Annotated in this window: 22 protein-coding genes and 1 tRNA gene; 11 read left to right on the forward strand and 12 right to left on the reverse strand. The window is 74.4% G+C overall.

All coding sequences use genetic code 11. The features are described from left to right. The first annotated feature begins 90 nt into the window (after window positions 1-90). The 4 genes from narH to DQ238_RS19120 are packed head-to-tail and all read left to right on the forward strand — an operon-like array spanning window position 91 to window position 4577. Window positions 91-1818 carry a nitrate reductase subunit beta gene (narH, locus tag DQ238_RS19105; RefSeq protein ID WP_113782832.1) on the forward strand — a complete coding sequence of 576 codons (1728 nt, stop codon included), beginning with the start codon at window positions 91-93 and terminating at the stop codon, window positions 1816-1818. Further along, window positions 1815-2495: a nitrate reductase molybdenum cofactor assembly chaperone gene (gene narJ / locus DQ238_RS19110; RefSeq protein ID WP_113782833.1), complete on the forward strand. Its 681-nt coding sequence runs from the start codon at window positions 1815-1817 to the stop codon at window positions 2493-2495. The genes narH and narJ overlap by 4 nt, the downstream gene beginning before the upstream one ends. Window positions 2496-2550: 55 nt before the next feature. Then, a complete protein-coding gene (narI, locus tag DQ238_RS19115) occupies window positions 2551-3330 on the forward strand; it encodes a respiratory nitrate reductase subunit gamma (RefSeq protein ID WP_113782834.1) in 780 nt (259 codons plus the stop codon). After that, window positions 3327-4577, forward strand: a complete 1251-nt coding sequence (locus tag DQ238_RS19120; RefSeq protein WP_233496107.1) for a nitrate/nitrite transporter — start codon at window positions 3327-3329, stop codon at window positions 4575-4577. The genes narI and DQ238_RS19120 overlap by 4 nt, the downstream gene beginning before the upstream one ends. A gap of 266 nt (window positions 4578-4843) precedes the next feature. Here DQ238_RS19120 and DQ238_RS19125 read toward each other — a convergent pair whose 3' ends face one another. The 4 genes from DQ238_RS19125 to DQ238_RS19140 all read right to left on the reverse strand — a co-directional run bounded on the left by DQ238_RS19125 (window position 4844) and on the right by DQ238_RS19140 (window position 9773). After that, window positions 4844-5491: an HAD family hydrolase gene (locus DQ238_RS19125; RefSeq protein WP_113782835.1), complete on the reverse strand. Its 648-nt coding sequence runs from the start codon at window positions 5489-5491 to the stop codon at window positions 4844-4846. A gap of 191 nt (window positions 5492-5682) precedes the next feature. After that, the gene (locus DQ238_RS19130; protein ID WP_113782836.1) at window positions 5683-8286 is read right to left on the reverse strand and encodes a bifunctional FO biosynthesis protein CofGH; all 2604 of its coding nucleotides are present in this window, start codon (window positions 8284-8286) and stop codon (window positions 5683-5685) included. A 181-nt stretch (window positions 8287-8467) separates the two neighbouring features. Further along, the gene (locus DQ238_RS19135; RefSeq protein WP_113782837.1) at window positions 8468-8980 is read right to left on the reverse strand and encodes a flavin reductase family protein; all 513 of its coding nucleotides are present in this window, start codon (window positions 8978-8980) and stop codon (window positions 8468-8470) included. Window positions 8981-9245: 265 nt separating this feature from the next. Further along, window positions 9246-9773: an NUDIX hydrolase gene (locus DQ238_RS19140; RefSeq protein ID WP_113782838.1), complete on the reverse strand. Its 528-nt coding sequence runs from the start codon at window positions 9771-9773 to the stop codon at window positions 9246-9248. A gap of 86 nt (window positions 9774-9859) precedes the next feature. Here DQ238_RS19140 and DQ238_RS19145 point away from each other — a divergent pair, with 86 nt between their 5' ends. After that, a complete protein-coding gene (locus tag DQ238_RS19145; protein ID WP_113782839.1) occupies window positions 9860-10654 on the forward strand; it encodes an SGNH/GDSL hydrolase family protein in 795 nt (264 codons plus the stop codon). A 154-nt stretch (window positions 10655-10808) separates the two neighbouring features. Here DQ238_RS19145 and DQ238_RS19150 read toward each other — a convergent pair whose 3' ends face one another. Then, window positions 10809-12767, reverse strand: coding sequence for a bifunctional diguanylate cyclase/phosphodiesterase (locus DQ238_RS19150; protein ID WP_113782840.1), 1959 nt, complete (start codon window positions 12765-12767; stop codon window positions 10809-10811). 198 nt (window positions 12768-12965) lie between these two features. Here DQ238_RS19150 and DQ238_RS19155 point away from each other — a divergent pair, with 198 nt between their 5' ends. Both DQ238_RS19155 and DQ238_RS19160 read left to right on the forward strand, forming a co-directional pair. Then, on the forward strand, window positions 12966-14003 hold the full coding sequence (locus tag DQ238_RS19155) for an LLM class flavin-dependent oxidoreductase (RefSeq protein ID WP_113782841.1): 1038 nt from the start codon (window positions 12966-12968) through the stop codon (window positions 14001-14003). 218 nt (window positions 14004-14221) lie between these two features. Continuing rightward, the gene (locus tag DQ238_RS19160; protein ID WP_113782842.1) at window positions 14222-14413 is read left to right on the forward strand and encodes a hypothetical protein; all 192 of its coding nucleotides are present in this window, start codon (window positions 14222-14224) and stop codon (window positions 14411-14413) included. Window positions 14414-14523: 110 nt separating this feature from the next. Here the strand turns inward: DQ238_RS19160 and DQ238_RS19165 are convergent. Continuing rightward, window positions 14524-14596: transfer RNA gene (locus DQ238_RS19165), tRNA-Arg, on the reverse strand. Between the two features lie 71 nt (window positions 14597-14667). On the opposite strand from DQ238_RS19165, the gene DQ238_RS19170 reads away from it, so the two are divergent. The 4 genes from DQ238_RS19170 to DQ238_RS19185 all read left to right on the forward strand — a co-directional run bounded on the left by DQ238_RS19170 (window position 14668) and on the right by DQ238_RS19185 (window position 18329). Next, a complete protein-coding gene (locus DQ238_RS19170) occupies window positions 14668-15165 on the forward strand; it encodes a methyltransferase domain-containing protein (RefSeq protein ID WP_113782843.1) in 498 nt (165 codons plus the stop codon). 208 nt (window positions 15166-15373) lie between these two features. Continuing rightward, on the forward strand, window positions 15374-15901 hold the full coding sequence (locus DQ238_RS19175; protein ID WP_113782844.1) for a single-stranded DNA-binding protein: 528 nt from the start codon (window positions 15374-15376) through the stop codon (window positions 15899-15901). Window positions 15902-16006: 105 nt separating this feature from the next. Next, window positions 16007-17677, forward strand: coding sequence for an energy-dependent translational throttle protein EttA (gene ettA / locus DQ238_RS19180; RefSeq protein WP_113782845.1), 1671 nt, complete (start codon window positions 16007-16009; stop codon window positions 17675-17677). A gap of 235 nt (window positions 17678-17912) precedes the next feature. Beyond that, on the forward strand, window positions 17913-18329 hold the full coding sequence (locus DQ238_RS19185; RefSeq protein WP_199506455.1) for a thioesterase family protein: 417 nt from the start codon (window positions 17913-17915) through the stop codon (window positions 18327-18329). Between the two features lie 26 nt (window positions 18330-18355). On the opposite strand, the gene DQ238_RS19190 is transcribed toward DQ238_RS19185, so the two are convergent. The 6 genes from DQ238_RS19190 to DQ238_RS19215 all read right to left on the reverse strand — a co-directional run bounded on the left by DQ238_RS19190 (window position 18356) and on the right by DQ238_RS19215 (window position 23210). Then, on the reverse strand, window positions 18356-18796 hold the full coding sequence (locus DQ238_RS19190) for a YccF domain-containing protein (protein WP_233496108.1): 441 nt from the start codon (window positions 18794-18796) through the stop codon (window positions 18356-18358). 156 nt (window positions 18797-18952) lie between these two features. Then, a complete protein-coding gene (locus DQ238_RS19195; RefSeq protein WP_113782864.1) occupies window positions 18953-19489 on the reverse strand; it encodes an MOSC domain-containing protein in 537 nt (178 codons plus the stop codon). Continuing rightward, the gene (locus tag DQ238_RS19200; protein ID WP_113782846.1) at window positions 19489-20121 is read right to left on the reverse strand and encodes an energy-coupling factor transporter transmembrane protein EcfT; all 633 of its coding nucleotides are present in this window, start codon (window positions 20119-20121) and stop codon (window positions 19489-19491) included. Before DQ238_RS19200 ends, DQ238_RS19195 begins: the two co-directional genes overlap by 1 nt. Further along, the gene (locus DQ238_RS19205; protein ID WP_113782847.1) at window positions 20121-20852 is read right to left on the reverse strand and encodes an energy-coupling factor ABC transporter ATP-binding protein; all 732 of its coding nucleotides are present in this window, start codon (window positions 20850-20852) and stop codon (window positions 20121-20123) included. The genes DQ238_RS19200 and DQ238_RS19205 overlap by 1 nt, the downstream gene beginning before the upstream one ends. A gap of 3 nt (window positions 20853-20855) precedes the next feature. Then, complete coding sequence (locus DQ238_RS19210; protein WP_113782848.1) at window positions 20856-21422, reverse strand: biotin transporter BioY; 567 nt, start codon at window positions 21420-21422, stop codon at window positions 20856-20858. A gap of 195 nt (window positions 21423-21617) precedes the next feature. Further along, window positions 21618-23210: a glycoside hydrolase family 13 protein gene (locus tag DQ238_RS19215; RefSeq protein WP_113782849.1), complete on the reverse strand. Its 1593-nt coding sequence runs from the start codon at window positions 23208-23210 to the stop codon at window positions 21618-21620. Window positions 23211-23217 lie beyond the last annotated feature (7 nt).

Raw genomic sequence — 23217 nt, forward strand, 5'->3', positions numbered from 1 at the left:
CAACACTCCGCGGTCCGGGGCCGAAGTGGCCACGAAGGCCGCTCGGAGAGGGGCCTTCGTGGCCACTTCGGCCCTCGGGGGTGGGTGCTGATGCGCGTCATGGCCCAGATGGGCATGGTCATGAACCTCGACAAGTGCATCGGGTGCCACACCTGCTCGGTCACGTGCAAGCAGGCGTGGACCAACCGCTCCGGCGTCGAGTACGTCTGGTTCAACAACGTCGAGACCCGCCCGGGGCAGGGCTACCCGCGCACCTACGAGGACCAGGAGAAGTGGAAGGGCGGCTGGGAGGTCGGCCGGGGCGGGCGGCTGCGGCTGCGCACCGGGAGCCGGCTCAAGCGGCTGCTCACCATCTTCGGCAGCCCCGTGCAGCCCTCGATGCGGGACTACTACGAGCCCTGGACCTACGACTACGAGACGCTCACCAGCGCACCGGTGCAGGAACACACCCCGGTGGCCCGGCCGCGGTCGCTGCTGACCGGCGAGCCGATGAAGGTGGAGTGGAGCGCCAACTGGGACGACAACCTCGGCGGCGCCCCCGAGCTGACCCGGGCCGACCCGGTGCTGCGAAAGGTGTCCGCCCAGGTCACGGAGAAGCTCGAGCAGACCTTCCTGTTCTACCTGCCGCGCATCTGCGAGCACTGCATCAACCCCTCGTGCGCGGCGTCCTGCCCGTCGGGGGCGATCTACAAGCGGGCCGAGGACGGCATCGTCCTGGTCGACCAGGACCGCTGCCGCGGCTGGCGGATGTGCATCACCGGCTGCCCGTACAAGAAGGTCTACTTCAACCACCGCACCGGCAAGGCCGAGAAGTGCACCTTCTGCTTCCCGCGGGTCGAGGTCGGCATCCCCACGGTGTGCTCGGAGACCTGCGTCGGCCGGCTGCGCTACATCGGCATCGTCCTCTACGACGCCGACCGAGTCCTGCAGGCGGCCGCGACGCCGGATCCGAAGGACCTCTACGCGGCGCAGCGCTCGCTGATCCTCGACCCGAACGAGCCCGAGGTGATCCGGGCCGCACAGCAGGCCGGCATCCCGCGGGACTGGATCGACGCCGCCCAGCGCTCCCCGATCCACGCGCTGATCAACCGCTACGAGGTCGCGCTGCCCCTGCACCCGGAGTACCGGACCATGCCGATGGTCTGGTACATCCCACCGCTGTCGCCGGTCGTCGACGCCCTCACCGAGACCGGCCACGACGGGGAGGACGCCGGCAACGTCTTCGGCGCGATCGAGGCGCTGCGGATTCCCGTCGAGTACCTCGCCGAGCTGTTCACCGCCGGCGACACCGCCCGGGTCACCGGCGTGCTCCGGAAGCTCGGGGCGATGCGGTCCTACATGCGCGACCTCAACCTGGGCCGGCCCGCCGACGAGTCGATCGCCGCCGCGGTCGGCATGACCGGCCGCGACATCCAGGACCTGCACCGGCTGCTGGCCGTGGCCAAGTACGACGAGCGCTACGTCATCCCGACCGCGCACTCCGAGGCCGGCCCCGGGATGGAGGAGCTCGACGCCGGCTGCTCGCTGGACTACGAGGGCGGCCCGGGCATGGGCGGCTCGGGCCCCTTCGGTGAGATGTCGGGCGGGGCCACCCCCATCGCGGTGGAGAACTTCCAGATGCTGGCCAGCCGGCAGCTCAGCGACACGCCGGCGACGCCGCAGGACAAGGAGCAGCGGGTCAACCTGCTCAACTGGGACGGCAAGGGCTCGCCCGAGGGGATGTTCCCGCCCCGGCCCGAGCAGACCCCCGTGCTGCACGGTCCGGACGGCGGCGGGGACCAGCCGGGCGCGCCCAGCGTCACGGAGCCCAAGCCGTGAGGCGCCGTCCGTCCGCGACGGCGGGGTCCGCGGCGCAGCTGGCCGCCGCCCGGCAGGCGGCGTCCCTGCTGCTGGGCTACCCGGACGAGGAGCTGCTCGGTCGGCTGCGCCTGCTGCGCGCCGCCGTCGCTTCGCTGTCCCCGGCGCTGGCCGGGCCGCTGGGCCGGTTCCTCGACCACCTGGAGACCACGCCGCTCTGCGACCTGCAGGCCGACTACGTGGAGACCTTCGACCTGCGTCGGCGCTGCAGCCTCTACCTCACCTACTACGCCTACGGCGACACCCGCAAGCGCGGCATGGCGCTGCTGCAGTTCAAGCACCTGTACGGCCGCGCGGGGATGCAGCTGGTCGACGGGGAGCTGCCCGACCACCTGGCGGTCGTGCTCGAGTTCACCGCGGTCGGTGACGCGGCGCGCGGCGAGCGGCTGCTGACCGAGCACCGGGCCGGGGTGGAGCTCATCCGGCTGGCGCTCGAGGAGCGCGGCTCGCCCTACGCGCGGGTCCTGCAGGCGGTCAGCGCCACGCTGCCACCGGTCCGGGCCGAGGACCGGGCTGCGGTGCTGCGCCTGGCGCAGGAGGGCCCGCCGACCGAGGAGGTCGGTCTGGACCCCTACGGCGCCACCCCGTTCGCGCCGCCCGACTACATCCCGCACCCGCCTGCTGGAGCGCCCGCATGAACTCACCCCACGACGACGTCCCGCTGACGCGCCACGTCCCCGCTGGAGCGCCCGCATGACCACCACCACCGAGATCCTGCTCTGGGTCGTCCTCCCGTACGTGAGCCTGGCGATCTTCATCGGCGGCCACGTCTGGCGGTACAAGTACGACAAGTTCGGCTGGACCACCCGGTCCAGCCGGCTCTACGAGGACAGGCTGCTGCGCTGGGGCAGTCCCCTGTTCCACTTCGGCATCCTGTTCGTGCTGTTGGGGCACATCTTCGGGCTGGGCATCCCGAAGTCCTGGACCAACGCGGTGGGGATCAGCGAGGAGCTGTACCACCTGTTCGCGATCGGCGTCGGCGCCGTCGCCGGCTTCTGCACCCTCGTCGGCCTCGCCATCCTGATCTACCGGCGGCGCACGGTCGGCCCGGTGTTCTCGGCGACCACGAAGAACGACAAGTTCATGTACCTGGTGCTCACCGTGACGATCCTGCTCGGGCTCTCCAACACGGTGCTGGGCGCGTTCGGGCACGAGGGCGTCGACTACCGCGACACGGTCTCGCCGTGGTTCCGCAGCATCTTCTACTTCAACCCCCAGCCGGAGCTCATGGCCCGGGCCGGCCTGGGCTTCCAGCTGCACGCGCTGTCGGCGCTGCTGCTGTTCGCCATCTGGCCGTTCACCCGGCTGGTGCACGTGTTCAGCGCGCCGCTGGGCTACTTCACCCGGCCCTACATCGTCTACCGCAGCCGCAGTCAGCAGCTGGGCAACCGGCGCACCGCCCGCGGGTGGGAGCAGGCGGGCAGCACCAGCAGCCGCCGTCGCCGCGAACAGGTCGGGGGTGGTCGGCGGTGAGCGCCGCACCCGCCCGCAGGGGGACGGCGACCCAGCCGGCCGAGCGGATCCCGAGCCAGGCCTGGACGATGCTGGCGGTCGCCACGGTCGGCTTCGCGGTCAACTTCTGGGCGTGGGCGCTGATCAGCCCGCTCGGCGCCTTCTACACCGAGACCCTGGGCCTGTCCGCCGTGCAGAAGTCGCTGCTGGTGGCCGTGCCGGTGATCGTCGGCTCGCTGGGGCGCATCCCGGTGGGGGCGCTCACCGACCGCTTCGGCGCGCGGGTCATGTTCCCGCTGATCAGCCTGCTCACCATCGTGCCGGTGCTGTTCATCGCGCTGGTGGCCAGCGACTCCTACGCGCTCATGCTGCTCGGCGGCTTCGTGCTGGGCCTCGGCGGGACGACGTTCGCCATCGGCGTCCCGTTCGTCAACGCGTGGTTCCCCCCGGCCAAGCGCGGCACCGCGCTCGGCGTGTTCGGGATGGGCATGGGCGGCACCGCCATCTCGGCGTTCACCACCGTGCAGCTCAAGGACGCCCGCGGCCTGAGCTTCCCGTTCGTCCTGGTCGCAGTGCTCCTCGCCGCGTACGCGGTCGTCTCCTACCTGCTGCTGCGCGACGCCCCGGGGCGGCCGACGGCTCCCGGCGGGGTGGCGCGGCGCACCTGGGAGACGTTCAAGCTCCCGGTCACGCTGCAGATGTCGTTCCTCTACGCGGTCGGCTTCGGCGGCTTCGTCGCCTTTTCCGTCTACCTGCCCACCTACCTCAGGGACGCCTACGGCCTGACGCCGGGCGACGCCGCCTTCCGCACCGCCGGCTTCGTCGTCCTGGCGGTCATCGCGCGCCCGGTCGGCGGCTGGCTGTCCGACCGGCTGCACCCGGTCCCCGTGCTGGTCGCCTGCTTCGTCGTCGTGACCGTGTTCGCGGGCATCTCCGCGTTCGAGCGGCCGCTGGCGCCGACCGGCACCATCGCCTTCCTGGCGATGGCCGCGGCGCTCGGCGCGGCGTCCGGGGCGGTGTTCGCCCTCGTCGCGCTGGCCGCCCCCGCGGGCAAGGTGGGTGCGGTGACCGGCATCGTGGGAGCCGCCGGCGGGCTGGGCGGCTTCCTGCCGCCGCTGGTCATGGGCGCGATCTACGGCTACGTCGGCAACTACCGGCCGGGGCTGTGGCTGCTGTCCGCGACGGCGCTGGTGGCCGCGGTCTACACCGCCTGGGGCATGCGCGCGGTGGGCCGACCCGCTCCCGCGGAGGTGGGCAGCCGCCGGTGACCCGGGTCACGCGCGGCCGGCGGAACAGCTCCGCGGGCGGCCGCGCCGCTGTACCCGGTGACGGCCTGGACACCGCCCCGCGGGCGGAGGAGGGCCTGCCGGCGTGCGACCACTGCGGTTGCCGTGACCTCACCCCGTCGCCCGCCCGAGGGACGAGCACGACCGGCCGCGCGAGCTCTCCGGGCACATCCGCCGGCACCTGGCCGCCGGGGACGACCGGGACGCCGTGGACCGCTGGGAGCAGGAGCACCCGGCGCCGGCTCCGGTCACCGCCAGCTGACCGTCTCCGGACGGCGGCCGAGCACCCGGGTGACCTCCTCCACCGCGTCCTCGTCGGCGTCGACCAGCACCGGCCGGGGCGTGCCGGCGAACAGCGGCAGGTCCGAGGCGCTGTCGCTGTAGACCGCGACCCACGGCGGCGGGTGGCCGCGCTCGATCAGCATCGTCACCTTGGTCTCGCCCATGGCCCGGCGCACCCGCAGCGGCCGGAACGACCCGGTGGAGCCGACGACGTCGACGTCCCCGAGGCCGACCGCGGTGAGGAACCCGCGCGCCATCGTCTCCTCGCAGCCGGTCGCCACCACCACGACGTGGCCCTGCTGCCGGTGCCGCCGCACGCGGGCGATCGCGGCGGCGACGGCGGCTCCGGGCCGGTGCGCCAGCGCCGCGCGGTAGGCGTCGGCGACCGCGTCGACGTCCGCGGCCTGCTGTCCGCCGACGGCCAGGCGGGTCAGCAGGCGGGCGGCCAGCGGTCGGGTCCACGGCAGCGCCGCGCCGGCCAGCAGCACCGGCGCCGCGGCCAGCAGCGGCACGGCCCGCAGCGGCGACCGGCGCAACCGGCCGGACAGGAACAGCGTCGAGGCGTCCCCGGCCAGCAGCACCCGGTCCAGGTCGACGACGACGGTCGGGGTCATACCGGGGCATTACCGGACTGCCCGGATGCGGGAAACACGCACTGGCCTTGCCGGGACGCCCGGCGGCTGACGTGGTCGGGCCGCTCCCCGGCCGCCGCCTCGGTGCGCCGGTCCGCCGGTACCGGCAGGTCACCGGCCGGTTCCCGCCGCTGCCGCGCACCCGGGCCGAGCCCCGTAGCCCCGGAGCCGGCTCAGACCGGGGTGATGGACAGGGTGAGCGCGCGGCGGCCTTCCTCGGAGCGGGCGGTGGTCATCCGCTCGGCGGTGGGGGTGCCGTACTCGGTGGTGCGCTGGCGGGCGGGGCGGCCGATGGCGGCGGCGATGGCTTCGAGTTCGGCGATGGTCTTGCACGAGCCGTTGGTGCTGCCGGCCATCCGGCTGATGGTCTCCTCCATCAGCGTGCCGCCCAGGTCGTTGGCCCCACCTCGCAGCACCGCCTTCGTGCCGGCCTCGCCGAGCTTGACCCAGGAGGTCTGGATGTTGGCGATGCGCCCGTGCAGCAGCAGGCGGGCCACCGCGTGCACCGCCCGGTTCTCCCGCACCGTGGGCCCGGGGCGGGCCACGCCGGCCAGGTAGATCGGGGAGCTGTGGTGCACGAAGGGCAGCAGCACGAACTCGGTGAACCCGCCGGTGGCGTCCTGCACCGCGGCGATCGTGCGCAGGTGCGCCACCCAGTGCGCGGGGGTGTCGACGTGGCCGTACATCATCGTCGACGTCGACGGCAGGCCCACCCGGTGCGCGGTGGTGATGACCTCGATCCAGGTGGCAGCCGGCAGCTTGCCCTTGGTCAGCACCCAGCGCACGTCGTCGTCGAGGATCTCCGCCGCGGTGCCGGGCACCGAGTCCAACCCGGACTCCTTGCACCCGGTCAGGAAGTCCTCGAAGGACAGGCCGGTGCGCGCGGCGCCGTTGACGATCTCCATGGGGGAGAAGGCGTGCAGGTGGATGCCCGGGGCCCGCCGCTTCACCTCGCGGGCCAGGTCGAGGTAGGCCGTTCCGGGCAGGTCGGGGTGGATGCCGCCCTGCATGCAGATCTCGGTGGCTCCGGCCGCCCACGCCTCGTCGACCCGGTCGCCGACCTGGGACATCGACAGGGTGTAGGCATCGGCGTCGGTGCGCCGCTGGGCGAACGCGCAGAACCGGCAGCCGGTGTAGCAGACGTTGGTGAAGTTGATGTTCCGGTTCACCACGTAGGTGACCTCCTCGCCGACGACCTGGGCGCGCACCGCGTCGGCCAGCGCGCACAGCGCCGCGAGGTCCGCCCCGTCGGCGCCCAGCAGCGCCAGGTACTGCTCGTCGGACAGCCCGGCCGGGTCGGCCTCGGCGCGGCGCAGGGCGGCGTGCACCGCGGGGTCGCCGGCGGCCAGCGCGCTGGACCGGCCCGACCTCGCATCGATGGTGCGCTCGCGCAGCTCGGCCCAGTCGCCGTAGACGGCGTCGAAGTCGGACCGCCGGTCGTCGGTGCGCCCGACGGTGTCCACCTGCACGTGCAGGTCGACCCGGCCGGACGACGTCCAGGCCTCGTCCGGCTCCTGCCACGCCAGCCCGGCGGGCACGCGACCCTCCACCGCCAGCCCGTCCGGGCCGGCCAGCGCCGCCACGTGCGGGCGCACCCGCGGGTCGATCCACGGCTCGGGCTCCCGCACGTAGGGCGGCTGGGCGGCCAGCCGCTCGCGCAGGGTGAACCCGGCCTGCGCGGTCAACTCGGCGAGCCGGTCGGTGTGCGGCCAGGGCCGCTCGGGGTTGACGTGGTCGGGCGTCAGGGGGGAGACCCCGCCCCAGTCATCCACGCCGGCCCGGATCAGCAGGCCCAGCTCGGTGGGGTCGGACAGGTTCGGCGGGGCCTGCACCCGGGCCTTGGGGCCGAGCAGCAGCCGGGTGACCGCGACCGCGGCGAGGTACTCCTGCAGCACCAGATCCGCAGCAGCCGCCATCGCGGTGCGCGGCTTGGCCCGGAAGTTCTGCACGATCACCTCCTGCACGTGCCCGTACCGGCCGTGTACGGCCCGGATCGCGCCGATGGCATCCACCCGCTCGGCGGGGGTCTCGCCGATGCCCAGCAGCACGCCGGTGGTGAACGGCACGGCGCTGCGCCCGGCGTCCTCGAGCACCCGCAGCCGGACGGCGGGCTCCTTGTCGGGGCTGCCGTGGTGCGCACCGCCCGGCTTGGACCACAGCCGGGCGGCGGTGGTCTCCAGCATCATCCCCATCGACGCCGACACCGGCTTGAGCCGCTGGATCTCCTCCCAGGAGAGCACGCCGGGGTTGAGGTGCGGCAGCAGGCCGGTCTGCTCCAGCACCCCGATCGCCATCGCCCGCAGATAGGCCAGCGTCGAGTCGAAGCCGTGCGCGGCCAGCCACTCGGCGGCCACCGGCCAGCGGTCCTCCGGGCGGTCGCCCAGGGTGAACAGCGCCTCCTTGCAGCCGGCTGCCGCACCCGCCCGGGCGATCTCCAGCACCTCGTCAGGGGAGAGGAACGGCGCCCTGCCCTCGGCGCGCAGCGCGCCCGGCGTGGTCACGAACGTGCAGTAGTGGCACCGGTCGCGGCACAGGTGGGTGAGCGGGATGAACACCTTGCGGCTGTAGGTCACCACCCCCGCCCGCCCGGCCGAGGCCAGCCCGGCATCGCGCACCCGCCCGGCCGCGGCCAGCAGCCGCTCCAGCGGCTCACCCGCACCCAGCCCCCGGGCATGCAACAGGGTCTCGGCCTCGACGGCATCCAGGGTCACCCCCCGCTCGGCGCGCACCAGCGCACGACGGACCGCGGAGGCGGAGGGGTTCAGCGGCTCGGTCATCGCCCTTGACGCTAGTTGACGGACCCCTTGCCCCCCACCGGGGAAGGGCCCCGTCCTCCTCACCCCTCGCTCCGCGCGGAGCGAGCCTCGGGACGGGGCCGGCGGCGAGCCTCTGGACGGGGCCTGCCCGGGACGGGGCCAGCGGCGCGACCCTGCAGCGGGCCGTGGGGGAGGGATGGGGTCACTGCCGGCCGGCCGGCTCCCCGGACGCCTCGACGTAGCGGCCGCGCAGCCGCACCAGCGGGCTGCCGTCGCCGGTCAGCACGGGGACGTCATCGACCTCGAGCAGCGCCAGCACGTGGTCGCCGGCCGCGACCAGCCGCGCCAGCCGGCAGTCCAGGGCGGCCAGCCCGTCGTCGAGCACGATGGCGCCGCTGCCGGCCGCGCGGCGCCACGGCACCGACTCCAGCAGGTGGCGGGCGCTGGGCCGGCCCGCCGAGGAGAACCGGCTGGCCACGATCGCGTGCCGGGCGGCCAGCACGGTCAGCCCGCAGCGGCCCACCTGCTCGAGCACCTCGGCCGGGTAGCCGTCCGCGGCCAGCCCGACGGCGACCAGCGGAGGAGCGGGCGAGACGCTCATCACCGAGGAGACCGTGGTCCCGACGTCGTCGATGTCGTCCCGGACGGTCAGCAGGCACACCCCCGCGGCGTACTGGCGGAGGGCCTCGGCGAACGTCGGAGGGTCGACCGGCATGGCGGCCAGTCGACCACAGCCGGCCGGACCCGTCCCGGGCCGGCCGCGTCCAGAGGCTCGCCGCGGCCCCGTCCCGGGTCCCCGGCCCCCTGCAGGGTCCCGCCGCGGCCCCGTCCCGAGGCTCCGGCCCCCTCCCGGGTACCACCCCGAGCCTGCGAGGGGTGGGGAGGAGGGGGTCCTTCTCCGAGGGGTGAGGAGGACGCGGTCCTTCCCCGGTGGGGGGCAGGGGGTCCTTCTCCGAGGGGTGGGAGGACGGGGTTCCTCCTCAGGCCCGGTCGAGCAGCAGCAGGCCGTACCCGGCGAGGCTGGGACCGTCGGTGAACCGCCCGTCGCGGACCATCGCCCGCAGCTGCGACTCGGGCACGAAGGCGCAGCGCATGTCCGCCTCGGTGGCCTCGCGGGCGATCGGGCCGGCGGTCAGGTCGGTGGCCAGCCACACGTCGAACTCCTGGGTGGAGAGCCCGGGCGCGAGGTCTGCGTGCCCGAGGTGGCGCAGCGACCCGGCGCGCAGCCCGGTCTCCTCGGCCAGCTCGGCACGGGCCAGCTCCTCGGGGGTGCCGGTGGCGCCGGCCGTCCAGGTGCCCTGCGGGAACTCCCAGGAGCGGCGGCCCAGCGGGTACCGGTACTGCTCGACCAGCCAGAACCCGTGGTCGGCGTACGGCAGGACCAGCGCGAAGTGCGGCTTCTCCACCACCCCGTACACGCCGGGTGAGCCGTCCGCGAGCTCGACCCGGTCCTCCCGCACCCGGATCCACCGGTTGCGGTAGACCTCCCTGCTCTCCGTCGTCCGCACGCCGGGCAGCCTCTCAGACCGGCTGTGGGCGCGGTCACGGGCGCCCGTGACCACGCCGGCGCGCGCACCGTGCTGGAGTGGAGGGCGTGCACCTCCAGCCCACCCGCACCTCCTGGCGCCGTTACGTCGCCCTCGGCGACTCCTTCACCGAGGGGCTGGCCGACCCCGATCCGCAGCGGCCGGGGGAGTTCCGCGGCTGGGCCGACCGGCTGGCCGAGCACCTGGCGGCCGCGGCCGACGGCGAGCTGGAGTACGCCAACCTCGCCGTCCGCGGCCGGCTGCTCGGGCAGGTGCTGACCGAGCAGGTGCCGGTGGCGCTGGCCGCCGAGCCGGACCTGGTGAGCCTGGTGGGCGGAGGCAACGACCTGCTGCGCCCCGGCGCCGACCCCGACCGGCTGGCCGCCGACCTGGAGGACGCCGTCGCGCGGTTCCGGGCCGCCGGCGCCGACGTGCTGCTGGCGACCGGGGTCGACCCCCGCCAGACGCCGATCATCCGCCGCACCCGCGGGCGGGTCGCGGTGTTCAACACCTCGCTGTGGTCGATCGCCGCCCGGCACGGCGCCGTCGTCCTCGACCAGTGGGGCGCGGCCTGGATCCAGGACTGGCGGATGTGGGACGGCGACCGCATCCACCTCACCGCCGAGGGCCACCGGCGGACGGCGCTGGCCGCGGCCACCGCGCTCGGGCTGCAGGTGGACGACGGGTGGCGCACCCCGCTGCCCCCGCAGCCGCCCCGCCCGCTGCGGACCGCGGTGGCCGAGGAGGCGGCGTGGGTGCGCGGCTTCGTCGCGCCGTGGGTGGGCCGGCGGCTGCGCGGCCGCTCCTCGGGGGACGGCCGCGCCGCCAAGCGACCGGTGCCGCTGGCGCTGCCACACGGCTGACCGGCCGGCCCTCCTGCAGGTAGGAGGACCCCGTCCTGCCCACCCCTCGTAGAAGGACCCCGTCCTCCCCACCCTTCGCAGGCTCGGGGCGGGACCCGGGACGGGGCCGGTGGTGCCCTGGACGGGGCCGGGCGGGGGGCAGGAGGGCCCTCTCTCAGTCCGGCTCCGGGGGCAGGTCCTTGCCGCCGCCGCCGCCGCCGCCGGCGCCGGTGGACAGGTCCAGGTCCCGCGTGCCCGCCGGCTCCTGCTCACCGGGGCCGCCGGCGACGGCCGGTCCGCCCGGGCCCTCGACGACGGGCCGGGCCGGCTGGTCGTCGGCGGCCAGCACGTCCTGGACGGTGACGGTGCCGGGCGGGAGGGTCCCGGCCAGCTCGACGTCCGCGGTGGTCGGCGCGTGGTCGAGCAGCGGCGCGGGGCGGCCGAAGGCGTAGCCCTGCGCCATCGCACAGCCGTGCTCGCGCAGCCACTGCGCCTGGTCGAGGTCCTCGATGCCCTCCGCGATGACCTGCAGGCCCATGCCCAGGCCCAGCTGCACCAGGCCCTGCACCAGCGCCGCCGTCGAGGGCTCGGTGACCACGTCGGCGATGAACGACCGGTCGATCTTCACCGTGTGGATGGGCAGCCGGTGCAGCGCGGTGATCGCCGAGTACCCGGTGCCGAAGTCGTCGAGGGCGAGGGTGACGCCGGCCTCGGTGACCTCCGACACCGCCTGCAGCGTGGCGTCGGCGGCGAACAGCGCCGTCGACTCGGTGATCTCCAGCTCCAGCCGCTCGGGCGGCAGCCCCGACTCGGCCAGCGCGTCGGCCACCAGGTCGGCGAAGCCGGGCTCGGCGAGGTGGCGGGCGGAGACGTTGACGTGCACCCGTAACCCAGCCGGCCAGCCCGCGGCGTCGAAGCAGGCCTGGCGCAGCACCCAGGCGCCCAGCCTCGAGGTCAGCCGGTTGTCCTCCGCGGCGGCCAGGAAGGCCCCGGGGGGCAGCAGCCCGCGGGCGGGGTGCTGCCAGCGGATGAGCGCCTCGTAGCCGAGCAGCGTCTCGTCGGAGAGGGCCACGATGGGCTGGTAGAACAGCCGCAGCTCGTCGGCCTCCAGGGCGTGCCGCAGGTCGGCCTCGAGCTGCAGCTGGTCGACCTCGCTGTCGGAGAGCCCCCCGTCGTGCACCTCGATGCGCGCCCGGCTGCCGTCGGCCTTGGCGCGGGTGAGCGCGCTGTGCGCCTGACGCAGCAGGTCGTCGGGGGCGACGTCGGAGCCGAGGGTGAGCCCCACGCTGGCCGACAGCACGATCTCGCGGTCGCCGATGAGGAACGGGTCGTCGAGCACCGACAGCAGCCGGTCGGCCAGCGCGCGCAGGCCCTCGAAGTCCGCGACGTCCTCGGCGAGGATGAGGAACTCGTCGGCGCCCAGGCGCACGGCGGTGTCCTCCACCCGCGTGCTCCAGCGCAGCCGGTCGGCGACCTGGGTCAGCAGCTGGTCGCCGGCCTCGACCCCGAGGACGTCGTTGACCGCCTGGAACCGGTCGAGGTCCAGGTGCACCAGCCCGACCTGCAGCCCGCGCCGGCGGGACAGGGCGAGGGCGTGGTCGAGCCGGTCGGAAAGAGCCCGGCGGTTGGGCAGGCCGGTCAGCGGGTCGGTGAAGGCCCGCCGGACGGCGTCCTCCTCGGCGCGGCGGCGGTCGGTGACGTCGACCAGGGAGAGGACGACGAACTGCGGCGCGCCGGTGCTGGTGTGGACGACCTCGTGCGACTGCACCACCCACAGCTCCGAGCCGTCGGCCCGGCGCAGCCGTCGCTCGCCGGCCACGCACAGCCACGGGTCCAGCGGGCCGTTGGTGCGGTCGGGGACCGGCGCCTCGTCCGGGTGCGCCAGCAGGTCGACGTGGCGACCCACCAGGTCCTCGGGTGGCCGCCCGGCGAGCTCGACGAGGGCCTCGTTGACGACGAGGAAGTGCCCGTCGAGCGCGACGAGGGCCTTGGGGACGGGCGCGGCGAGGAACAGGGCGCGGAAGAGCTGGCCGCGGTCGGCCAGCAGCGTGTCGATGGCCCGGAGCCTCGAGCCGGCGGCGGCGCCGGGGGTCCCCGCCCGAGGCCGCGGGACGTCGGGAGCGCTCAGGTTCACCGGGACAGGGTGGCCGACCCGGGCTGTCGAGTGACGCAACCGGAACCCGGAGAGTCGTGGTCGCTCGACGACTCGCCGTGGTGAGCCGGTTCCGGTGCGACGCGGGTGACGGGTGGGGCACGCGGGTGAGCGGTCCCTCCGGGAATCCCGTGCCGCCCGGACGTGCTCAACCCCGAGGAACGGACGGAGGGGTCCAGGATGGACGTCGGCAAGCGGATCGGGTTCTTGTCCTTCGGGCACTGGCAGCCGGTCCCCGGCTCGCAGGTGCGCACCGGGCGCGACGCCCTGGTGCAGAGCGTGGAGCTGGCCGTCGCGGCCGAGGAGCTGGGGCTCGACGGCGCCTTCGTGCGGGTGCACCACTTCGCCCGCCAGTTGGCCTCCCCGTTTCCGCTGCTGGCGGCCATGGCGGCGCGCACCCACCGGATCGAGGTCGGCACCGGCGTGGTCGACATGCGCTACGAGAACCCGCTGTACATGGCCGAGGAGGCGGCGGCGACCGACCTGCTCAGCGGCGGCCGGTTGCAGCTGGGCGTCAGCCGCGGCTCACCGGAGACGGCGCTGCGCGGCGCGGAGGCCTTCGGGTACGTGCCGCCGGAGGGGTCTTCGGACGCCGACCTGGCCCGGGGGAAGACCGCGCTGTTCCTGGCGGCGATCTCCGGGCAGCCGGTGGTCGACGCCGACCCGGCGATGACCGGGGGCGTGTCCGGCCGGCTGGCGGTGCAGCCGCAGTCGCCGGGGCTGCGCGACCGGATCTGGTGGGGGTCGGGTACGCGGGCCACGGCGGAGTGGACGGCGCGCCAGGGGCTGAACCTGATGAGCTCCACCCTGCTGGTCGAGGACACCGGCGTGCCCTTCGACGAGCTGCAGGCCGACCAGATCGCCCGCTACCGCGCCGCCTGGGCCGAGGCCGGCTGGGAGCGGACCCCGCGGGTGTCGGTCAGTCGCAGCGTCATCCCCGTCGTCACCGACCTCGACCGCCGGTACTTCGGGGAGCGCTCCGGCGAGGACCAGGTCGGCCTGCTCGAGGGCGTGCGGGCCCGGTTCGGCAAGAGCTACGTCGGCGAGCCCGAGCAGCTGGCCGAGGAGCTGGTCAAGGACGCCGCCGTCCGCGAGGCCGACACGCTGCTGCTCACCGTGCCGAACATGCTGGGCGTCGACCACAACGTGCACCTGCTGCAGACCATCGCCGAGCACGTGGCCCCCGCGATCGGCTGGGTGCCCCTGGGCGAGCGCTGACTGGTCGGGGTACGGCCTGGTCGAGACCCTGTCGCCCGGTTCCGCTCGACCGCCACGCGGCGGCCCCACCCGGTCGATGGCTGCACATCGTCGGCCTCATCGCCGCCACCGGCCACTCACTGGAGGGATCCCTCGTCCCGGCCGATCCCGCGGCGCCGGCGCCCCTGTCCGGTCCGTTCGGGCGACGGGTGCGCCGACACCGTCGACGGATCGAGGACGTGGCCGCCTCCTACGGAGCCGGCCACGTCCGCGTCTTCGGCAGTGTGGCCCGCGGCGTCGAACGGGCCGACAGCGACACCGATCTGCCCAGGTCGGAGACCGCCGGGATGCGTGACCATCCGGCGCACCGCTGCTTCGGCACGACCCATGCGATCGTCGCCAGCACCGTGGCGCAGGACCTCCCCGACTGAGCGAAGCCGTCGGACGCCTCCTCGCGATCGCCGGAGCCGACTGACAGGGAGGGCAGGTCGGTCTGCTGGAGGCGGTGCAGGCGTAGGAGTCCAGCTCGACTCGGTGGAGGCGCGCCCGGCAGGGATCGAACCTGCGACCAAGTGCTTAGAAGGCACCTGCTCTATCCGCTGAGCTACGGGCGCTCGGCACCCGATCATCCCACTCCCGCGGGGACGCCACGTGCTGCCGCGGGCCGTCGTCGCGCGCCCGGCGGCTGGACGTCGACTGCCGGACCGGCGCGCTCCCCGCGGAGGTGCTCCGCGCGTGCTCACCCGCGGCCGTGCTGGGCGTGGACCCCTCGGCCGCCTTCGTCACCCGGGCCGCGACGCACGTGGACGACCCGCAGGCCGCACGTGCGGTGGGTTCCGCGCAGGCGCTGCCCGTGGCCGACGCGTCGGTCGACGCGGTCGTGTCCGGACCGGTGCTCGACTTCCTGCCGAACCGGCCCGCGGCCCTCGCCGAGATGCGACGGGGGGTGCGCCCCAGCGGGCCGGTCGCCGCCTGCGTGTGGGACCACGCCGGCGGCATGCAGCTCATGCGGCGGTTCCGCGACGCCGCCGCCGAGCGCGACCCCGCCGCCCATGGGCTGGACCAGGGCGTGTACTTCCCGGGCTGCCGGCCCGAGCTGCTGCGGACCAGGCTGCCCACCGCGGACGACGGGACGATCCACCTGACCGCGCGTGCCTGGACGGTGTGCGGACGACGTCGCTGAGCAGGTCGCTGAGCAGGTCGCTGAGCAGGTCATGGTGCCGAGGCGACCACCGGGTGCGGACGGGGACGGTGCTGCCGTCCACAGGCGACAGCACCGTCCACAGATGTCCGTCCCGACTCCCGCGCCGGTCGTTCGGCGCCCATGGTCTCGGTGGGCCGGCACCGCGCCGGCTGCCGCCGGCACCGGCGGAGCAGACCCGAGGAGCACCGTGAACGACACCTACGTCACCGTCATCGGCAACGTCGTCGACGCGCCCCGCCGCTACAGCCCCGACGGCAGGAACCCCGTCACCAACTTCCGCATGGCCTCGACCGCCCGACGCTTCGACAACCGGACCCAGGAGTTCGTCGACGGCGGCACCTTCTGGGTCGACGTCGAGTGCTGGAACGAGCTGTCCGGCAACGTCTCCGGCAGCATCAGCAAGGGCGACCCCGTGATCGTCTACGGCGCGCTGACCACGCACAGCTGGGAGGGCGAGAACGGCCGGCGCAGCGTGCCGCGCATCCGCGCCACCGCCGTCGGCCCGAACCTGAACCGGGGCACGGCCCTGTTCAAGCGGAGCCGGTCGGCCCGCCCCGCCGAGGAGGGGGCGGTGCCGTCGCCGTCCTCCGCGGTTGACGACGCGTTCGCCCGGGAGCCCGGCCCACCCGTGCCGGCGCGGGACTACGAAGGCACCGGCGAGGCGTTGTACGAGACGGACACCGCCGATCTCGCCGCGGAACCCGCGCGCGTCTAGTCGCCCGGGGCTGGGAGGATCGGCGGGGAGACCGCACGGGGTGGGCCGGCACTCGGCCGGCCCACCCCTACTCGCGAACCGACGGACGGAAGGCCGCACCCCCCAGTGGCTCAGTACATCTACTCGATGGTGCGTGCGCGCAAGGCGCACGGTGACAAGGTGATCCTGGACGACGTCACCCTGGCGTTCCTGCCCGGCGCCAAGATCGGCGTGGTCGGCCCCAACGGCGCCGGCAAGTCGACGGTCCTCAAGATCATGGCCGGTCTGGAGCAGCCCTCCAACGGCGACGCCACCCTCTCGCCGGGCTACTCGGTGGGCATCCTGCTGCAGGAACCGCCGCTCAACGAGGAGCTCGACGTCCGGGGCAACGTAGAAGAGGCGGTCAAGCCGATCCGCGACGCGCTGACCCGCTTCGAGGAGGTCAGCGCGGCGATGGGCGAGCCCGACGCCGACTTCGACGCGCTGCTGGCCGAGCAGGGCGAGCTCATGGAGGTCATCGAGCACGCCGACGGCTGGGAGCTCGACGCCCGCATCGAGCAGGCCATGGACGCGCTGCGCTGCCCGCCCGGTGACGCCGACGTCACCGTCCTCTCCGGTGGAGAGCGCCGCCGCGTGGCGCTGTGCAAGCTGCTGCTCGAGGCCCCGGACCTGCTGCTGCTCGACGAGCCCACCAACCACCTCGACGCCGAGAGCGTCGCGTGGCTGGAGCAGCACCTGGAGAAGTACGCCGGCACCGTCGTCGCGGTCACCCACGACCGGTACTTCCTCGACAACGTCGCCGAGTGGATCCTCGAACTCGACCGCGGCCGCGCCTACCCCTACGAGGGCAACTACTCCACCTACCTGGAGACCAAGGCCGCCCGCCTGAAGGTCGAGGGCCAGAAGGACGTCAAGCGGCAGAAGCGGCTCCGGGAGGAGCTGGAGTGGGTCCGCTCCAACGCCAAGGCGCGGCAGGCCAAGAGCAAGGCCCGCCTGGCCCGCTACGAGGAGATGGCCACCGAGGCGGAGAAGACCCGCAAGCTGGACTTCGAGGAGATCCAGATCCCGCCGGGCCCGCGGCTGGGCACCGTCGTCGTGGAGACCGACGACCTCACCAAGGGCTTCGGCGACCGGGTCCTCATCGACGACCTGTCGTTCACCCTGCCGCGCAACGGCATCGTCGGCGTGGTCGGCCCCAACGGCGCGGGCAAGACCACCCTGTTCAAGATGCTCGTCGGCGAGGAGAAGCCGGACGAGGGCGACGTCCGGGTCGGCGAGACGGTCAAGGTCTCCTACGTCGAGCAGAACCGCAGCGGCCTCGACCCGAACAAGACGCTGTGGGAGGTCGTCTCCGACGGCCTCGACCACCTCCAGGTCGGCAACGTCGAGATGCCGTCCCGGGCCTACGTCGCCGCGTTCGGGTTCAAGGGCCCGGACCAGCAGAAGAAGGCCGGCGTGCTCTCCGGGGGCGAGCGCAACCGCCTCAACCTCGCGCTCACCCTCAAGCAGGGGGGCAACCTGCTACTGCTCGACGAGCCGACCAACGACCTCGACGTCGAGACGCTGACCAGCCTGGAGAGCGCGCTGCTGGACTTCCCCGGCTGCGCCGTGGTCATCAGCCACGACCGCTGGTTCCTCGACCGGGTGGCCACGCACATCCTCGCCTACGAGGGCGACTCGAAGTGGTTCTGGTTCGAGGGCAACTTCGCCGACTACGAGAAGAACAAGGTCGAGCGGCTCGGCCCCGAGGCGGCGCGCCCGCACCGCGCGACGTACCGCAAGCTGGCCCGGGACTGACGAAGGACCCTCCCGCCCCCCACTCCTCGCTCCGCTCGGATCGGGCCCCTGCGGGAGGGCCATTCCATGGCGTCACCACGGAGGGCCGGCCGGAGCACCCGCTCCGGCCGGCCGCCGGCGTCTGCGGTCGGCCACCGCACGGGGGGGTGAGCAGGCATCGCGTGGCCGATCGGTCCCCGTGGGCGGTCGGGCACCGCGTGCACGGCCGGGCACCCGATGCGGCAGGGTGGCGGCCGTGAGGCACACCGTGCAGGTCCCGATGCGCTGGTCGGACATGGACGCCTACGGCCACGTCAACAACGTGGTCTTCCTGGCCTACTTCGAGATGGCCCGCGTCGACCTGTTCTTCGACCGCGCCTCCCTGGAGGAGCAGACCGGGCTGCGCCGAGGCACGGTCGTCGCCGCGCACGAGGTCCGCTACAAGCAGCCGGTGGTGTACTCCCGCGACCCGCTGGACGTCCACATCTGGGTGTCGGGCGTGCGCGCCGCGGCCTTCACCTGCCACTACGAGCTCTTCGACCACGGGCAGCAGGCGGTGACCGGCAACACCCTGCTGGTGCCCTTCGACTTCGCGATCGACCGGCCCCGCCGGCTCACCCCGGAGGAGAAGGCGTTCCTCGCCCGCTACACCGACGAGCCGCCCACGGCCTGACCCGCGCCTGCCGTCCGAGTCGGTCGTCAGCGGGCGGGCGCGCCGTGCACCACGCCGCTGCCGGCGTGCAGCCAGTCCCGCGGGGGAGTCGTCTCGACCACCCGCTTGCCCAGCGGGAACAGCCCGACCGCGGCCAGCTTGAACGAGGCGATCCCGAACGGGATGCCGATGATCGTCAGGCAGAAGGCGATCCCGGCGGCGACGTGGACCAGCGCCAGCCACCAGCCGGCCACCAGGAACCACAGCACGTTGCCCACCGCCGAGGCGACCCCGGCGCCGGGGGCCCGCACCGTCGTCCGGCCGAACGGCCACACGACGAAACCGGCCAGCCGGAACGCGGCGATGCCGAACGGGATCGTGACGACCAACAGGCAGGCGATCACCCCGGCGAGGAGGTAGGCCAGGGCCAGCATCCAGCCGTGCAGGACCAGCCAGACCAGGTTGAGCAGCGCCTTCAACGTGTCCACACCTGTTCCACGGACCGGGAGGCCGCCGGGTTCCATCGGTCGTCGTGCTCTGCCCACCGTGGTGGGCAGAGCACGAGCACGCGCGGACCGACCCCAGGTCGGGCCGGCACGGGCTGGGGCGCCGTCGGCAGGGGAGGGCGCGGACGGCGGGTGCGGTCAGCCGTCGACGACCCGCGGCACCGGACGGTCGGCCCCGGTGGGTGCGCCGCGCCGCGCCGCCTCCTCCTCGGAGACCGCTCGCACCGGCGCGCCCGGCGCGATCGCGGCGCCGGCGAACACCGCCGCGTTGATCCCGCCGCGGTGCACCATCGCCTTGACCAGGCGGGCTCCGGTCAGCCGCTCGAGGTGGGTGCACGGCGGGCAGCGCTTCACCCCGAACAGCAGCGCGTCGCCGACCGCGAACCAGCGGCCCACCAGCGCCGGCAGGTCGATCCCGGTGGTCACCAGGTTGCGGCGGGTGTCGCCCGGGGTCAGCGGCACGCCGACCTGCGCGGCGACGGCGGTGACGTCCGCGCCGTCGATCAGCGTCACCTGCTTCTCCAGCTGCGGGTACCGCGCCCAGGTGCCGCCGCCGAGGGCGTAGCGGTCGCCCTCCAGCCCCCGCCCGGCCAGCAACCGCGCGGCCGGCACCCGTCGCATCGGCGCGGCCGCGACCGCGGTCAGCCAGATGTCGGTCAGCACGCCGTCCGCCATCACGCCCTCCCCGGGGAGGCCCGGCGCGCCGGCACGTCGTCGGCGCCGCGGGCGTCGAGGGCCTCGCTGAGCGTGTGCGCCAGCCGCAGCACCGCGATCAGCAGCGGCACCACCGCGCCCAGCCGCACCCGCTGCGCCCCCCGGGCGGCCTGGGCCTCCCGGATCCGGGCCGCCTGCTCGGCGACCAGCGGGATGAACCGCAGCGTCATGGCGATCACCAGGCCGACCCGGGCCGGGCGCACCCCGACCAGGCGCAGCGGCCGGGCCAGCCACTCCACCACGGCGACCAGCGCGGTCACCCGGGTGGTCGCGGTGACCAGCGCCGCGGCGAGCACCAACACCAGCAGGCGCAGCACCGCCACCGCCCCGGTCGCGGCGTCGGTCACCACCAGGTGAAAGCCGAACAGCACCGCCAGCAGCACCCACACCGGCCGCACCTGCGCCCACAGCACCCCGACCGGCAGCCGGGCGACGCCCAGCCCGAGCACCAGCACCCCGGCCAGCACGCCGGCCAGCACCTCGACCCGGGAGACCGCGAACAGCCCGACGCCCAGTCCGGCGAGCACCGCCAGCTTCAGCCCCGCCGGCGCCCGGTGCACCGGGCTGGTGCCCGGCACGTACAGCGAGAGCATCAGCCCATCCTCGCCACGTACCAGCCCAGCGTCTCGGCCGGCGTGCCGTCGGCGACCACCCGGCCGTCGGCGAAGACCAGCACCCGGTCGAAGCCGGCCAGCAGGTCCAGGTGGTGGGTGACCACCACGACGTCCTGCTCCAGCTCCTCGATCACCCGGGCCACCCGCCGGGTGTTGGCCAGGTCCAGCAGCGTGGTCGGCTCGTCGAAGACCACCCGCTGCGGTCGCATCACCAGCACCCCGGCGATAGCCAGCAGCTGCTTCTGCCCACCGGAGAGCAGGTGCGCCGGGTGGTCGCGGTGCCCGTCGAGCCCGTAGCGCACCAGCACCTCGGCCACCCGGCGGTCCCGCTCGGCGGCGGGCACGCCCTGGTTGGCCAGCCCGAAGGCGACGTCCTCGGCGACCGTGGGGTGCACGATCTGCGCGTCGGGGTCCTGGAAGACGAACCCGACCCGCCGGCGCACTTCGCGGCCCTGCGTGCGGGTGTCCAGCCCGTCGATGAGCACCGTGCCCGCCGAGGGCACCACCAGCCCGTTGAGCAGCCGGGCGAAGGTGCTCTTGCCCGAGCCGTTGGCGCCGATGACCCCGATCCGCGGCTCGGTCAGGCTCAGCGTGACGCCGTCCAGCACCGCGCGCTCACCGTAGGCGTGGGCGACCTCGCGCAGCTCGATCGCCGTCCGCGGGCCGGACGCGGCGACGGCGACCCCGGCGGCGCGCCGTGCGAAACGCATGCCTCAGCCGGCGGTCGCCCGCCGGGTCGGCGCCTCGATCACCGGATAGGCGCGGCGCACGGCCACCGCCACCACCGAGGCGGCTGCCGCCTTGACCAGGTCACCGGGGACGAACGCCAGCGCGCCGGTGGCCGACGCCGCCAGCGGCAGATCGCCGAACAGGCTGGTGAACGGAATGCCGATGGCGTAGACCACGACGATCCCGCCGAGCAGGTTGGCCACCAGCGCCCAGGCCAGGGTGTAGCGCCGCCAGCACAGCTGGGTCAGCCAGCCGATGACGAACGCGGCCACCGGCCAGCTGTACAGGTAGCCGGCCGAGGGGCCGACGAAGACCCCCAGCCCGCCGCGGCCACCGGAGAGCACCGGAACGCCCACGGCGACCACGGCCAGGAACACCAGCAACGCCAGCCCACCGCGACGAGCGCCCAACACCGACCCGGCCAGCATCACACCCAGCGTCTGCGCGGTGATCGGCACCGGCAGACCCGACACCGGCACCGGCGGGACCAACCCCAGCACAGCCACGATCGCCGCGAACAACGCGACATAGGCCAGGTCCCTGGTCCTCACGGTGCACTCCTCCCCGGGCGCGGCCCGCCCGCGCGGCCCCCGGCGCAAGGTACCCGAGGACGGACGGCCGGCCTCCCTGCAAGCGCCTGGCCCCGTCCCGGGCACCGCCGGCCCCGTCCCGGGTCCCGCCCCGAGCCTGCGAAGGGTGGGAGGACGGGGTCCTTCTACGAGGGGTGGGCAGGACGGGGACGTTCCTCAGACGCGCAGCCAGACCGCGGCGTCCGCCGGCAGGACCCCGCCGGAGACGTCGGCGCTGGCCAGCAGCACCTCCCCCTCGGGCAGCGGGACGCCGTCCCCCGAGGCGTTGAGCAGGCACACCAGCCCGCCCGGACGGCGGAACGCCAGGCACCCCTGCGGTGCGGGCAGCCACTCCAGCGCGTCCCCGGCGAACACCGGCGACGTCCGGCGCAGCGCCAGCGCCGACCGGTACAGCGCCAGCACCGACCCGGGGTCGGCCTCCTGCGCCGCCACGGTCAGCGGCCCCCAGCCCTCCGGCATCGGCAGCCAGGTGTCGCGGCGGCTGGAGAAGCCGTACGAGGGCTCGTCGCCCGACCACGGCAGCGGGACGCGGCAGGCGTCGCGGCCACGCTCGGTGCGCCCGGAGCGCTCCCAGATCGGGTCCTGCAGCACCTCGTCGGGCAGGTCGACGTCGGGCAGGCCCAGCTCGTCGCCGTTGTAGAGGTAGGCCGCCCCGGGCAGGGCCAGCTGCAGCAGCGCCGCGGCCCGCGCCCGGCGGGTACCCAGCTCGCCGCCGCCGTAGCGGGTGACGTGCCGCGGACGGTCGTGGTTGGACAGCACCCAGCAGGCCGGCGCCGGCGTCCCGGACACGGTGGCCAGCGAGTGGACGACGGCGTCGCGCAGCTCCTCGGCCGACCAGTGCGCCGTCAGCAGCTTGAAGTTGAACGCCAGCTGCAGCTCGTCGGCGCGCAGGTACTGGGCCAGCCGGTCGTCGTCGGAGACCCACACCTCGCCCACCGCCATGGCGCCGGGGTACTGGTCGAGCACCTTGCGGATGTGCCGGTGCACCTCGTGCACCCCGTCGTTGTCGAAGCGGTGGTCGCCGGGGCCGTGGTCGTCGAGCAGGCCGGTGTCCTCCATCGGCACCATGTCCGGCAGCCCCGCGGGCTTGGCCATGCCGTGCGCGACGTCGATGCGGAACCCGTCGACGCCGCGGTCGAGCCAGAACCGCATCGTCTCCTCGAGGTCGGCGATCACCTCGGGGTTGGCGAAGTCCAGGTCCGGCTGCTCGGGCGCGAAGATGTGCAGGTACCACTGGCCGTCGTCCACCCGGGTCCAGGCCGGCCCGCCGAACACCGAGGGCCAGTTGTTCGGCGGCTCGGCGCCGTCGGGCCCGCGGCCGTCGCGGAACAGGTAGCGCGCCCGCTCGGGCGAGCCGGGGCCGGCGGCCAGCGCCGTGGCGAACCACTCGCGCTGGTGCGAGCTGTGGTTGGGCACCAGGTCGACGGTCACGCGGATGCCCAGCGCGTGGGCCTCGGCCAGCAGCGCGTCGAACTCGGCGAGGTCGCCGAAGACGGGCTCGACGTCGCGCGGGTCGGCGACGTCGTAGCCGTGGTCGGCCATGGGGGAGGGGTAGAACGGCGTGATCCAGAGGGCGTCGACGCCGAGCTCGGCCAGGTACGGCAGGCGCGAGCGGATGCCGGCCAGGTCGCCCACGCCGTCGCCGGTGCCGTCGGCGAAGCTGCGGATGTAGACCTGGTAGAAGACGGCGTCGCGCCACCAGTCGGAGCCGGGGGTGCGGGCAGCGGGCAGGGACGGGTCCGGGCTCACCGGGCTC

Source organism: Geodermatophilus sp. TF02-6 (genome assembly GCF_003319115.1).
Lineage (GTDB): Bacteria > Actinomycetota > Actinomycetes > Mycobacteriales > Geodermatophilaceae > Geodermatophilus.

What these genes read in the sequence shown, in the direction of transcription:
- DQ238_RS19195 (WP_113782864.1), bottom strand. Translation starts at nt 19,489, where the DNA reads ATGGCGGACGGCGTGCTGACCGACATCTGGCTGACCGCGGTCGCGGCC.
- DQ238_RS19155 (WP_113782841.1), top strand. Translation starts at nt 12,966, where the DNA reads ATGGACGTCGGCAAGCGGATCGGGTTCTTGTCCTTCGGGCACTGGCAG.
- narH (WP_113782832.1), top strand. Translation starts at nt 91, where the DNA reads ATGCGCGTCATGGCCCAGATGGGCATGGTCATGAACCTCGACAAGTGC.
- DQ238_RS19125 (WP_113782835.1), bottom strand. Translation starts at nt 5,491, where the DNA reads ATGACCCCGACCGTCGTCGTCGACCTGGACCGGGTGCTGCTGGCCGGG.
- DQ238_RS19135 (WP_113782837.1), bottom strand. Translation starts at nt 8,980, where the DNA reads ATGCCGGTCGACCCTCCGACGTTCGCCGAGGCCCTCCGCCAGTACGCC.
- DQ238_RS19130 (WP_113782836.1), bottom strand. Translation starts at nt 8,286, where the DNA reads ATGACCGAGCCGCTGAACCCCTCCGCCTCCGCGGTCCGTCGTGCGCTG.
- DQ238_RS19200 (WP_113782846.1), bottom strand. Translation starts at nt 20,121, where the DNA reads ATGCTCTCGCTGTACGTGCCGGGCACCAGCCCGGTGCACCGGGCGCCG.
- narI (WP_113782834.1), top strand. Translation starts at nt 2,551, where the DNA reads ATGACCACCACCACCGAGATCCTGCTCTGGGTCGTCCTCCCGTACGTG.
- DQ238_RS19205 (WP_113782847.1), bottom strand. Translation starts at nt 20,852, where the DNA reads ATGCGTTTCGCACGGCGCGCCGCCGGGGTCGCCGTCGCCGCGTCCGGC.